An 11,931-nucleotide genomic window follows, 5' to 3' on the forward strand; every position below is an offset into this window, starting at 1 on the left:
CGGCCCAGGGTTCAGGCACGCGTACCCCCGTCGTCCAGAGCTGTTCGTGGTCCCAGCAGACGACCTCGCCGACGTGTCCTTACACAGCGATCGTGTTCGCGCATCCCAATGAGTGGCCGGAGGACGCGCAGGCAGCGGCGGTGCTGGGAGACGGTCCGCTCGGCGGCCTCGCTCAGGTTGTGCCACAGGTGCCACCGGTCCGCGACCTGCACGGCCTGCGGTGCCCCGGCAGTGGCGCCCTCCGCGAAGAACGGGGCCCGGTCGCGGCAGACCACCTCGATGCCCGGACGATCGGTCAGCCACGCGGCCAGCGTCGAAGCCTCCCGGTCGGGCAGCAGGTCCACCGGCCGGCGTGTCTCGACATCGACCAGCACCGTGCCGTAGTTGCGGCCCTTGCGCGTGGCGTACTCGTCGACGCCGTCCACCCGCGGGGCCGGGACCTCGGGCTCGGGCAGGGCCTCGACCAGCCGCAGGACCGTGCTCTGGCTGACGGGCACCCCGAAGACACGGGCCAGGCGGGCACCGGCGCGGCCGGCGAGCGCGAGCCCGACGTCCGCCAGCGTGGACCGCAGCCGCTCGGTCCGCTGACCGCACCGCCGGGTCAGCCCCGGTATCTGCTCGACGAAGGTCCGGCGCCCGCACAACGCGTTGCGACAACTGAACCGGCGAACACGCAGGGATAGCACCACCCGGCGGCCCCCACTTGGCACATCTGCGGGAAACCGCAGGTAAGAGCCATGGACCCGGTCCGATAGGTCACCACAGCCAGGGCACTCGGCCCCTCCCGCTGCGGACTTCGCGTCGACCCGGGCAACGGCTTTGTCCACGACGACCGACAGCACCACGACGTCCGCGATCGACGGGAATAGCAACTCCTCCAGCCGGAGCTCGTCCTCTTGCACGGCTCCGAACTTCGGCCACGTCCACCGGGTTGACGATCACTTTCGGGCAACTTCCCGGGAGCCACTCCGACCGTCAGCCATCACTCAGCGTGTGTGAAGTTGAGCCAGAACCTGAGAACGGACGGCGAAGGTTCACCACTTCGGAAGGCGCTTGGCCCCGGCATCAAGAACATCCAGGCGCGCGGCGGCCACTACGGGCGGCCCGGCTCCGGGCACCCGCTGCACCACCTGACGGACAAGGCCAAGTCGAATGCGAACCGCAGGGCCGTGTGCGCGGGCAAGACCGCGCCTCTCGGGTCGGCCGGCCCCAGCTGCGACGAGTACCCCTTCGCCTCCACCCGCGAGGGCGGCACCGCGCTGCCCGCGGCCAGCCGGGGCATCACCTGGGTACCGGTCAGGGAGAACAACCGCCAGGGCGGAATGATCAACAAGTTCGAGCTGGGCTGCCGGCACACCCAACCTGCTGCTCTACAACGGCATCCAGTAGACGCCTTCAGCGACCCCGGCAATCCGGCAGGAGTTGGCGCGGCGCAACACGGCAACCTTGAGCCGTGAAGGTCTCCAGGGCCCACGTAGCGATGCTGCCGGCCGGATCGGAGGTGGAGTTCGGAGTGTTCCTCGAACGCCAAGTTGAAGCGCGCGAAGCTCACCGCAGACAAAGTCGTACTTGCCGGGCCCGGGCTGGAATGCGCGGCGTCCTAACGCGCAGCGGCGAGGAGGAATCCGAGGACGCGGACGCCGCCTGAACACACCCGTCCGGCACCACCAGTGAGGGCCAGCCCGACCCCGTACGGGCTGGCCCTTGCTGCGACTGCCGGAAGCGCGTCGCGCAGTCGACGGACGGTACAGAACCAGTCAGTGACCTGACGAGCGCACGGTACGTACACAGATTCAGGAAGCAGACCCGGTGAGCACCACAGAGCACTACGGCACCACAGAGCACCAGGAAAACCCGCAGAAACCGCGTGACCGGTCGGTTACGATCGCGGGCCCACGACATGAAGGAGGGGGCGTGAGGAAGAGACGACCACCCGAAAATCGTGATCATGAGGACAGTTACGGGCAGGTGGCGGGCGCGATCGGCGGTCTGGCCATCGTGTTCGGTGCCCTCGCCGCCATCAAAGACAAGCTTGGGCTGTCCTGGTTGGCCACTGTGCTGCTCACCGCCGGGGTGCTGGTCGCGCTCGGCTACCTGGGCTGGAAGGTCCGCTCGGGCGTCCAGCGGCTGTGGGCGCGTCGCGCGCAGCCCGCCGAGGAGGTGACGACGCTGAACCAGGAGGCGCCTGCCGCAGTTGCGGGCGGTGCTGAGGCAGCCGTCCAAGCGCACCCGGAGCTGACGGCGGCGCTCACAACGGCCGGCGCCATCGGCAGGGACGAGGTGATCCGCGCCGACGAGGCCGTTATCACGCCGGTGCAGACGGGAGTGCTGTATGACTTCCTGATGCCCAGGGGGCGTACGTACGCGCACGTCGAGAAGCGGTTGGGGAATGTCGCCGGAACCTTCGGCGTCACTCGTCTGCATACCAAATTGGAGCGCAGCCGTCAAAACGAGCGCCGGGTGCAACTGTTGGTGCTCGATGAGCCGCCGTTCAGCCGGCCTTTCCCGGCGCCGTCCCGGCAGGAGATCGCGGCATTCGGCGGCGTCCCTTTCGGTCATGACGTCGTCGGTAAACTTGTCGGCGTGCCGACATTCGAGAAGGCATCGCTGCTGGTCGGTGGCATGACCCAAATGGGCAAGACCACGTTGATCAACGGACTCATTACGTGTCTGCTGATCGCCTACGGAGATTTCGATCTATATCTCCTCGACGGTAAACACTGTGGGCTCACCCGTTTCGAGAAAATCGCCACCCGCTACGAGGCATCCGACAGCCCGGCCGTCCTGGAAGACATGGCGGATGAGCTGAACGGCCGTGTCGGGAGGCGTTATGGAGAAATCCAGGACGCCATCCGGAACCGGAAACCCGTACCGAAATTTAAGCCAGTGTTTTTCGTCGTGGACGAGGCCGCTGACTTCTTTGCCGATGACGGAACACCCGCCGGTAAGGAACAGGCCCGGCGGGTAGCGGAAAAGATGCGGTCTTTGGTTGCGAAGGCTCTGGAGTCGGGCATTTCCGTGGTGATGCTGACGCAGCGTCCGGCGCAGAATGCAATCCCGGTTATGGTCCGGGATCAATTCCTGTACCGGATGTGCCTGTACGTGGCATCGGAAGGAACCGCGAAGGTCGCATTGGGGGACACGTATTTCGAAACGGTTGCCCCGATCAACCCCGCGCTTCTCGACTCCAACATCAAGGGCCAGGCTGTGCTTTTCGCGCACGGGGTCTCCACTCTCATCCGGGGATTCAATTTCACGGATGAGTTCATCTGGGAGGTAGTTGACGAGGTTCGCGCCCGTCAGCAGAAGGTTCTCGAACAGGTGCCGGTGTCTCCGCGCCAAAAAGCAATTGCGCTGATGCGTGATGCGGGGGTTGACTTCATGACCACTCCGGACCTGGCCGACGCTATGGGCGTCACGGAGACCAATCCGACGGAGAGAGGGAAACAGGTGAGTCAGCTTATGGGCGGCGTTTTTGCCGTCAAACTCTCGCGGGGCAGGGGCTACCGTCTCGCGGACCTCACAGCCGCCGAGATGTCCGGTTCGTGACCGCCATGGAGACCGCCACGCCCACCGCCATGGCACCGCCACGCGGCCGATCCCATGGCGGTGCCGTGGCGGTGGCCTGGCGGTGCTCATGGCGGTGCTGACCAGGTAAAACACCAAAAGACTGGAAGAAGGGGGGAGCCGTGAGATCTGCCGCTGTAGGAGGGGCGATCGGCGCGGGGGCGACCGCGGCCGTCATGGTGGCCGCGCTCGTCCAGGCCGCCGGAGACACGCCAGCAGGAAAGGCGCTGCGTTCCGGCCTGTCGGTGTCTGTGCCCGATGCCTATAAGCGCCTGATAACCGATGCGGGGGGCACGTGCCCGGAGGTGAGTCCAAACCTTCTGGCCGCGCTTCTCGAAACCGAATCCCAATTCAACCCGAAGGCAGCTTCGCCGGTTGGTGCGCAGGGGATAGCGCAATTCATGCCGTCCACCTGGGAGAGTAGTGGAATCGACGGGAACCATGACGGAAAGCGTGACGTCTGGGATCCCGAGGACGCGATCCCGTCAGCAGCCAAATACCTGTGCAGCCTGGCGAAGGAAGTCAAAGACGTGCCCGGCGACGGGCAGAGCAACATACTCGCCGCCTACAACGCCGGCAGCGGAGCCGTCCTCAAATACGGCGGAATTCCCCCGTACGAGGAAACGCAGAGCTACGTGAAATCCATCGTGGCGATCGCTGGAAAGCCTGCGCCGGGCGGGGAAATGACAACGGCGGAGCAAGGCGCCGAAGTTGTCAACGTGGCACAGGGCATGATCGGCACCCCCTATTCGTGGGGCGGAGGCAGCGAAAGCGGCCCCACCACCGGTACGTGCTGCTCACCCAACGGATCCTCCGGCGCCTCCGTGAAGGGACTCGACTGCTCCGGGCTCACGCTGTACGCCTACGCACGGATCGGCATTTCCCTGCCCCGCACGGCGACTGAGCAGTACGCCGTATCGGAGCCCGTCAAGCCCGAACAGGCAATGCCCGGAGACCTCGTTTTCTACGGAAGCGGCCCGACCAGCCTGCATCACGTGGGCATTTACGTCGGCGGCGGGTGGATCCTCGACGCTCCCCGGCCGGGCACTCAGGTCCGATTCAGTCCCCTGAAATCGATGAGCGACTTTTTCGCCATCGCCCGCCCCATTTCCCACCACAACAAGGAGACATGACCGTGTCCAAGCTGCACATTTTCGCTAAGCCCGTCGACATGAGCAACGGGTTCAAGGACTTTTTTGACACCATCGGCCTCACGGGCGGCGGCCTGGTGACCAAAGGCATTGCGGCCGTGATCGCCGTGATCGCCGTCCGCATGCTTCTCCAGCTTTCCGCCGACCCCCAGGGCGCGCTGCGTAAGGGCTCGATGGCGATCGGCACGCTGTTCGTCGCGGTGGTGCTGGCGCTGTACGGCGACACCCTGTTCTCAACCGTCACTGACGCCAAGGGCTGAGGGTCATGCCGAAAGACCCTTGCGATCTGATCAAGGGAGAAGGCCGGAAGTACTGCCGAGGAGAGGGGGGGCCGCCTCGCTGGGAGGCTCCCGGGCATCCCAGCGGCGGAGGCGGCGGCGGAGACGGCAACATCACCCACGGCGCCTCCAAACACGTCCAGGAACTGGCTAACTGGCTCATCAAAAAGATCGAGCGGCTGGTGGCGCCGGATCATGCGTGGGCGCCGGAGAAGAGCGACAGCGCGCTGTTCGAACCGTTCCTGTGGCTCGGCCAGCACCTGGCCGTCGCCATTTTCGTGTGCGTGGTCGTCGTCTGTGGTCTGACTGCCTGGCAGGGCGCCCCCCGCATGAAGCAGATGGGCGCCTCTACCGGGTGGACGCTGGCGGCCGTCGCCGGCATGGCATCGGTGCCCGGAGTCGTGATGCTGCTGAACCGCGCCGTGAGCCAAGCGTTCATGACCGCGTTCGACAGCGACACCTCGACCCTGTTCAACACCATCCGCGAAGACCTCAAGCACGGGGCGGATTCGGGGAACCCACTGGCGATCCTGCTGATCGTCTCCGCGCTCGTGGTGGCCCTCGGATTCGCGGTGCTCGTGTTCATGATGCGCCAGCTCGGCATCTTGGCGTTCGTGTGCATGGCCCCCCTGGTGCTGGCGTCGCTGGCACGCGGCGGCGATACGACGGCGGTCAAGCAGTGGGCGATGCGGTTGCTGGGGCTGATGTTCGCCCCCTTCGCGCTGCTGCTGGTGTCCCCCTTCGTGGAGCTGGCCGCGGGATCGCTCGTGGTGGACAGCGCCCTGCTGGTCGCCGCAGATGTGCTCATGCTGCGGATGATCTTCCACGGCGTGCCCTACTTCGGCCCCCGGGTGGCCCGCGCCACCCGCACCCTGGTGGAACGCAACACGGACAACCGCCTTGTCCGCAGCGTGGTGCGGGCCGGTGTACCGGATGTCTACGAGCGGGAGAACTCCGCGCGCGTGCTGCGCACGGTGGACACGCCCGGCCGCGCGCTGCACAAGGACAAGGGCGTGCTGTTCGCTGCCTACGGCATCAAGACGCAGCAGCGTCCGGGACAGCTGACTACCGCCTCCGCCGTCGACCAGGTCAAGGAACGTTCGGCCCGCACGGCGCAGCTCACCCAGGCACGCCAACAGGCTCGGGCAGCCCAGGCAGCCAACCGCCCGCCGCAGGCGCCGAACCCGCGGCCGGCACCCAACCGGCAGCCCAAGGCGGCGCGGAACTCTTGGCAGGTGCCCAGGCCCCAGGTGCCGAATCCGCGGCCGGCGCCCAACCGGCCCCCGTCCAGCCCCTAGAACGACTCGCGTGCCTGGCCCCGGCGTTCGCGTTCCCGCCCTTGGGCGGCCACAGCGATGCCGGGGCCAGCCGCGCTGCACGGCCTACTCCTTGGAGGCTTTACCGTGTACTCCCTGACCCCTGGCTTCCGTGTTCCCGCCGTCCAGCGCGGCCTGAGCCCTGCCGAAACCCTGCTGACGAAGATCAACGCCGGAGTCGGGGGAACCGTCCTGCTGTCGGCGATGATCACCCCGCCACCCGTCTGGAGCTTCGGCGCGGTGGGCGCGGCTGCGGCACTGCTCAACGCCTCACCGGGGACCCGCTCGATCGCCCGCTGGGCGGCCGTCGGCTACCGGCACCTGCGGGAGAAGACGGCGCCCGACGCGGTGTTCGCCCGTCCGGGCGCTACCCGCACCTGGACTCTGTACCCGGAGCACGGCACCATGCAGGACCCGCAGCGACGGGCGGCGTTCCACGGCGCCGTAGCTCGCACCCTGTCGTTCGCCGGCGGCCAGGCCCGCACCGCCGGCATCCAGGTCCACGTCACCCACCACGCCACGGTCGGTGAGTACACCGACCACACCCAGACGGTGTCCGTGCACATCCCCAAGGGACTTATCGGTCAGCCCGCCCGCATCCTCGACACCCTGGAAAGCGAACTCTCCGCGCTGGGCGCCCTGACGCCACTGGCACCTGAACCGATCCTGGCCGTGACCGACCGCAGCCCCGGCTGGGCTGCTCTGGACGACGGCCGCTACGCCTCGACCGCGCGGATCACCGCCTGGCCTCAGGAGAGCGACGACGACCTCATGCCCCGGCTGCTGCTGGGACAAGACTCCGATCGCTCACTGGCGGTGCTGTACCGGCCGCTGCCAGCAGGGCAGTCCCGTCGGTCGGCGAAATGGCAGCGCGCCACGGCGCAGGCGTTCACCACCGACAAGGTCAAGCAGGACGCTCACGAGATCGCTTCCAGCACCACGCACGGCGCACTCGTCCAAGGTGCGACCCTCGTGGACCTCGACGCCTACCTGACGGTGTGGGGCGAGTGCCCCGAGACCGTCACGGACGCCCGCTGGCAGGCCTCTCTCACGGCCGACCGGCACCGCATCCACCTCGACTGGCTTCCGGGCCAGCAGCACCGCGCCCACGTGATGACCACCCCGCACGGAGCCTCCACACGGAAAGGGGCGATCCTGTGATCCGTCTGCCGTCCACCCACGCCGCGATCACGGCGCCGCTCGTCGCCTCCAGCGCCCGGTTCCCCGGCATCCCGATCGGGCAGTCCCTGCTGGACGGCCGCCCCTTCCACCTCTCCCCCGTCCTCGCAGACGCCGCGATCCTGCCCTCCACGAACAGCCTGGCCTTGGGCGGTCTGGGCTCCGGCAAGTCCACCACCGCGAAGGTACGGAGCCGCCGCGAGATCCTCGACCACGCCCATCAGTACGTCGTCATCGACTCCCTCGGGGAGGACACCAGCAGCGGAGAGTGGGCACAGCTCACCCACGATCTGAGCGGCCGGGTCATCAAGGCCGGCGACTTCACCCTCAACCCGTGCAGCGACCTCTTCCCGCCCGAGGTCCGCGAGCAGCTCATCCGCTCGCTGATCGCCGCCGTCGAACCCGCCGCGCTCGGCCCCCAGTCCACCCATGCGTTGCAACACGCCCTGAACCACCCGAAGGCGACATCGCTGCACGGGTTGGTGGACGCGCTGGTTCGCCCCCAGGACGGCAGGTGGCCCGCGAGGAGGATCGCCGAGTGGGGTGAGGGCCCTGCGATTGCGCTCTCCCGCTACACCGAAGGCAGCCTTCGTGGGCTGTTCGACGGCGAGGGCGCGAGTCTGCCGGAGACGGACCTGCCGATCCTCTCGTTCGACTTCTCCGGCCTGGACCGCAACAGCCCTGCCATCCCCTCGCTGATGGCCGCGGTGGCGTGCTGGGCAGAGCACGTGTGGCTGCGCCAGTCCACCGCCGTCCACCGGCATCTGGTGCTCGAAGAGGCGTGGCAGATCCTGCTTTCCCCCGCCACGAGCGCATTGATTCAGCGGCTGCTGAAATACAGCCGCCGGGTCGGACTGTCCCTCGACGTCGTGATGCACACCCTGTCCGACCTGGGCGACGGCAAGGCGCAAGACCTGGCGCGCCTGTGCGAGATCGCCCACGTCGGACGCCTCGGCCCGGAAGAAGCGGCCATCGTCGGCGCAATCCTCGGCCTGCCCGCCTGGGCGGTGAACCGAATCCCGACGCTCGACCCCGGTCAAGCGGTCTGGAAAGTCGGCCCCGACTACATCGACATCGTGCAGACCGTCCTGAGCGAGGAAGAAGCCCGGCTCACCGACACCTCCTCGCGGCGCCGCAAAGCCCAGCAGGCCGTAGCCGGCGTGCACGACGAAGAAGCGGCTGACGAAACCCAACTTCTGGAACTTGCAACCGAGCCGGAAACGGAGTTCGGCCCCGACCTTGACCACGTCGGCGACGGTGAAAGCCTCGCGGACGCGGAGGCACACATCGAGCAGGACCCCACTGACGGTGACTGGGGCTGGGAGATGCCCCCGAACGTCATCGACACCGACACGCGGCATCAGGACGTAATCCAGGCCGCGACGGAGGGCCGCTGCAACGAGGCCGCTCAAATGGCGGCCATCGGCGAGCGCGAGGACATCAACGCTCACGGAATTGACTCAAATCAGGCCATTTCGTGGCTAGTTACCCAAGTCCGGGTAGCGGAACTGTGTGGCAACCCCGCCCAGGCCGCGCGGCTTCGGGCTACCGTCGCCCGTATGGGAAAGGACGTCGAATGGTGGCAGCAGCCCGCGACCGACATCGCGGAACCGGCGTGGCACGGGGCACCCCAGCCGCCTCCGCCCACGTACCCGCCGGCCTCCGACGGTGGCGATGAATCCGCGCGACCGCGCCGACGCGCCTGGCCCTACGTCGCCACGATCGCGGTCCTGGCCATCGCGTCCGCAGGCGTGTGGCAGAAGGCGGAAGACGACCAGCAGCGCCAGGAACGCCAGGAGAAGGCCGCCGCTTACAAGGGCGTGTCCGTCGTAGAGCTACACATCGACGGAGTCAAGACGAAATCATCGGCAGAGTGGAGTAAGGACGGCCGGTCTGTTGTCCTGTCTACTTCGGCAGACTGGGAAGACAAGCCGAAAATCGTCCGTATCGATTCGGGAGATCAGACGGCAAAAGAAGAGACGCAGCCTCTCAAGCCGGGGCAGTTTCCCATGCCGATCCGGCTGGAAGTGAAAGTCCCGATAAAGGACCGTTATCAGCCTGTCCGGTTGCAGATTGCGGTCGGCGGATCCCACTGGAAACCGGACTCCAAAGCCCCGCACCGCACGATCGAGTTTCATCCGGACCGGACAGCTATCGATATGGAAACCGGAAAGCGACTCAAGCAGTACTACTCACGGCTGCTTTGATTTCAGACGGCGGGCGAGGACTGGGTGGATATCCGCCCGGGACCTTGCCGGACTGACAGGGTCAGCATCGTCAGGAGGGGGCCAGCTCGGCGCGTGGTGCCCGCCGCCCGGACCTGGACGTGGACGTCGACCAGCCACTGCCGTGGATCACCGTGTCGTCCGCCGACGGGACACGGGAGTTCAAAGCGCCCACTGAGCTGGTCCTCACCCCCTGCCCCCCCCGCAGGCGTACACCGGCCTGTTCGGCTCCACGGCCACCGGGCCGGCCCAGAGTGCCCTGCTGCTACACCAGGCCGGACAGTCGAGTTCGCTGTCCGGGCCTGCGGCTTGCGTGAGTACGCCGGCCATGAGGGTCATGAACTCAGTGGAGAGCCTCACGCAGGGCCTCCTCCATGGCAGGTGGCCGGTCCAGCAGCATCAGAGCTGCCTCGTGCCGCACCCGTCCGTCGGCCTCCATTGCGGTGTCGACGATGTGCGGTCGTTCCACTGGTACCGACAGCGGAAAGGCCGAGCAGAGCATGGCTGCACAGCCGACACGAAGCGAGGACACGAGGTCGTCCGCGGACGCCTTCGGGTGGGCGTCCCGGTAGGCCAGGGTGAGATCGGTGTATCCGGTGAGCGAGTACGGCTGAGCAACAGCGTGGCGCGGGGAGCTTATGGGCAGGCGTGAAGTCGGGCATGCCCCCTTCTCGAAGGGCACAAGGGGCAGAGCTGGGCTCTCCGAGCAGCGTGGAAGGTCGCCGGGGGCCGGTCAGCTCCTGACGCAGCACGATGTGCGGTTCGATGGCAGCGAGGATGTTGCGGGCCGGGTCGCGGTGGTCGTCACCTCCGTGTCGGCCTCGGCCGTTGTGTCCGATGTTCCAGCACGCGACGCGCACGTTGCCGAGCGTCTCCGTAGGGTGGGGATGGCGTAGACAGGCCAGGCGGTGTCAGATCAGGCCCTGGCGGAGCGCGTAGGCCACGGCGTGGGAGCGGTTGCGCAGGTTCAGCCGGGTCATCACCGCGTGGAGCACGTTCTTGATGGTCCGTTCCGAGTAGGCGAGTTTCAGGGCGATGTCGGCGGTGTCGTATCCCTCGGCGACCAGGCGCAGGACCTCGATCTCGCGGGCGGAGAGGCCGTTGAAGTTGATGCCGCGCGGTCCGAGCACCTCGCCCTGCAGACGCCCGACCTGCTCCAGCAGGCTGCCCAGCAGATCGGCCGGCACATGCCCTTCCCCCCGCGCCACGGCTCCTATCACCTGCACCAGCCGTTCCCCGGTGGCCTCGGCCCGCCGTACGACTCCGACGAAGCCGCATTCCGCCGCGCTCACCAGTTGCTGTTCGTCGATCTGCGTGGTGACCAGCACCCCGCGCGCGGTGCCGGCCCGCTGGATCTGCCGTAGTTGGCCCATAACATCCTCGTCGACGACGTCCACGACCATCACCACGACCTGGGCGGCCTCCGTTTCGTCCGGGCCGGCGAGTCGTACCTCGGGGCGGGGGCGCAGCTGGCTTGCCACGCCGGCGTGCGAGATGGGGTCCTGTGCTCTCAGGTCGACCGTGATGCGCTCTGCAGGTGCCCCGTTCACCTTGCCTCCGTTGGGTGTCTGCTGGGGGGGTGTCAGGTGGTCGGGCCTGGTCTGGGGCGGTGGCAGTCGGCCATTGACCGGGCTGCGGCCGGCCGCCGGGGCGGCCCTCGTGGGTGCTGGCTGTCGGCGCGCCGGACGGATCCGTATGGCGGGTCCGGTGCCGCGTTTCGGACCGGGCTTGGCGAGGCGGTTGTGCGCGTGTGCTGTCCTGGGGCGGCGGGGGAGCGGCTGGTTAGTCACGTCGGTTGACCGGGTTGGCTGTGCGTGGGTTCCGTGGAGGCGGGTCTGTTGGGGGTCTCGCGGTTCCTGTGCAGGATCAGGGAGCGCATGCGGTCGGCCACGCCGTCGACGTCCGCGTCCCGGCTCATGCTGACCGACACGAGCATGTCGTCTCCGGTGGCGATGGTGAGGACACAGCCGGTGCCGAACTCGACCAGGGTCATGCGCCAGGAGGCGTCGCCCGGCGTGCAGAATTCGGAGGTCACGCGGTGGGTGCTGTGTGCTGCGGCCAGTGCGGCGGCGAGCCGGTCCGCCTCCTGGCGCTCCAGGTTGGTGCTGTGGACGCGCGCTAGGCCGTCGAGGGTCAGCACCATCGCGCCTCTGACGCCGGGCTCGGCGACGAGAGTGTCCAGTAGGTGGGCGTCGTATGCGTAGTCGGTGTACAC

Annotated in this window: 11 protein-coding genes; 7 read left to right on the plus strand and 4 right to left on the minus strand. The window is 67.5% G+C overall.

All coding sequences use genetic code 11. The features are described from left to right. Nucleotides 1–11 precede the first annotated feature (11 nt). Complete coding sequence (locus ACZ6MA_RS28300; protein WP_469437050.1) at nucleotides 12–902, minus strand: ISL3 family transposase; 891 nt, start codon at nucleotides 900–902, stop codon at nucleotides 12–14. A gap of 99 nt (nucleotides 903–1,001) precedes the next feature. On the opposite strand from ACZ6MA_RS28300, the gene ACZ6MA_RS28305 reads away from it, so the two are divergent. The 7 genes from ACZ6MA_RS28305 to ACZ6MA_RS28335 all read left to right on the plus strand — a co-directional run bounded on the left by ACZ6MA_RS28305 (nucleotide 1,002) and on the right by ACZ6MA_RS28335 (nucleotide 9,698). Then, nucleotides 1,002–1,457 carry a NucA/NucB deoxyribonuclease domain-containing protein gene (locus ACZ6MA_RS28305; RefSeq protein ID WP_469437052.1) on the plus strand — a complete coding sequence of 152 codons (456 nt, stop codon included), beginning with the start codon at nucleotides 1,002–1,004 and terminating at the stop codon, nucleotides 1,455–1,457. A 457-nt stretch (nucleotides 1,458–1,914) separates the two neighbouring features. Beyond that, the gene (locus tag ACZ6MA_RS28310) at nucleotides 1,915–3,549 is read left to right on the plus strand and encodes an FtsK/SpoIIIE domain-containing protein (protein ID WP_469437054.1); all 1,635 of its coding nucleotides are present in this window, start codon (nucleotides 1,915–1,917) and stop codon (nucleotides 3,547–3,549) included. A gap of 140 nt (nucleotides 3,550–3,689) precedes the next feature. Further along, nucleotides 3,690–4,700 carry a C40 family peptidase gene (locus ACZ6MA_RS28315; protein WP_469437056.1) on the plus strand — a complete coding sequence of 337 codons (1,011 nt, stop codon included), beginning with the start codon at nucleotides 3,690–3,692 and terminating at the stop codon, nucleotides 4,698–4,700. A 2-nt stretch (nucleotides 4,701–4,702) separates the two neighbouring features. After that, entirely contained in the window at nucleotides 4,703–4,978 is a 276-nt protein-coding gene (locus ACZ6MA_RS28320; protein WP_469437058.1) for a hypothetical protein, read from the plus strand. A 5-nt stretch (nucleotides 4,979–4,983) separates the two neighbouring features. Beyond that, nucleotides 4,984–6,294, plus strand: a complete 1,311-nt coding sequence (locus ACZ6MA_RS28325; RefSeq protein WP_469437060.1) for an energy-coupling factor transporter transmembrane component T family protein — start codon at nucleotides 4,984–4,986, stop codon at nucleotides 6,292–6,294. A gap of 105 nt (nucleotides 6,295–6,399) precedes the next feature. After that, nucleotides 6,400–7,473, plus strand: coding sequence for a hypothetical protein (locus ACZ6MA_RS28330; RefSeq protein WP_469437061.1), 1,074 nt, complete (start codon nucleotides 6,400–6,402; stop codon nucleotides 7,471–7,473). Next, complete coding sequence (locus ACZ6MA_RS28335; protein ID WP_469437063.1) at nucleotides 7,470–9,698, plus strand: hypothetical protein; 2,229 nt, start codon at nucleotides 7,470–7,472, stop codon at nucleotides 9,696–9,698. The genes ACZ6MA_RS28330 and ACZ6MA_RS28335 overlap by 4 nt, the downstream gene beginning before the upstream one ends. A 361-nt stretch (nucleotides 9,699–10,059) precedes the next feature. Here ACZ6MA_RS28335 and ACZ6MA_RS28340 read toward each other — a convergent pair whose 3' ends face one another. The 3 genes from ACZ6MA_RS28340 to ACZ6MA_RS28350 all read right to left on the minus strand — a co-directional run. Beyond that, nucleotides 10,060–10,398 (minus strand): hypothetical protein, encoded by a 339-nt coding sequence (locus ACZ6MA_RS28340; RefSeq protein ID WP_469437065.1) that lies wholly within the window; start codon nucleotides 10,396–10,398, stop codon nucleotides 10,060–10,062. Nucleotides 10,399–10,627: 229 nt separating this feature from the next. Then, nucleotides 10,628–11,197: a helix-turn-helix transcriptional regulator gene (locus tag ACZ6MA_RS28345; protein WP_469437081.1), complete on the minus strand. Its 570-nt coding sequence runs from the start codon at nucleotides 11,195–11,197 to the stop codon at nucleotides 10,628–10,630. Between the two features lie 305 nt (nucleotides 11,198–11,502). Next, the coding region (locus ACZ6MA_RS28350) for a roadblock/LC7 domain-containing protein (protein ID WP_469437066.1) at nucleotides 11,503–11,931 on the minus strand (429 nt) is incomplete at its 5' end.

This window comes from Streptomyces sp. NPDC042259 (assembly GCF_055582085.1).

Excerpts from the sequence above, each read along its gene's own strand:
- ACZ6MA_RS28325 (WP_469437060.1), top strand. The coding sequence starts at position 4,984 with ATGCCGAAAGACCCTTGCGATCTGATCAAGGGAGAAGGCCGGAAGTAC.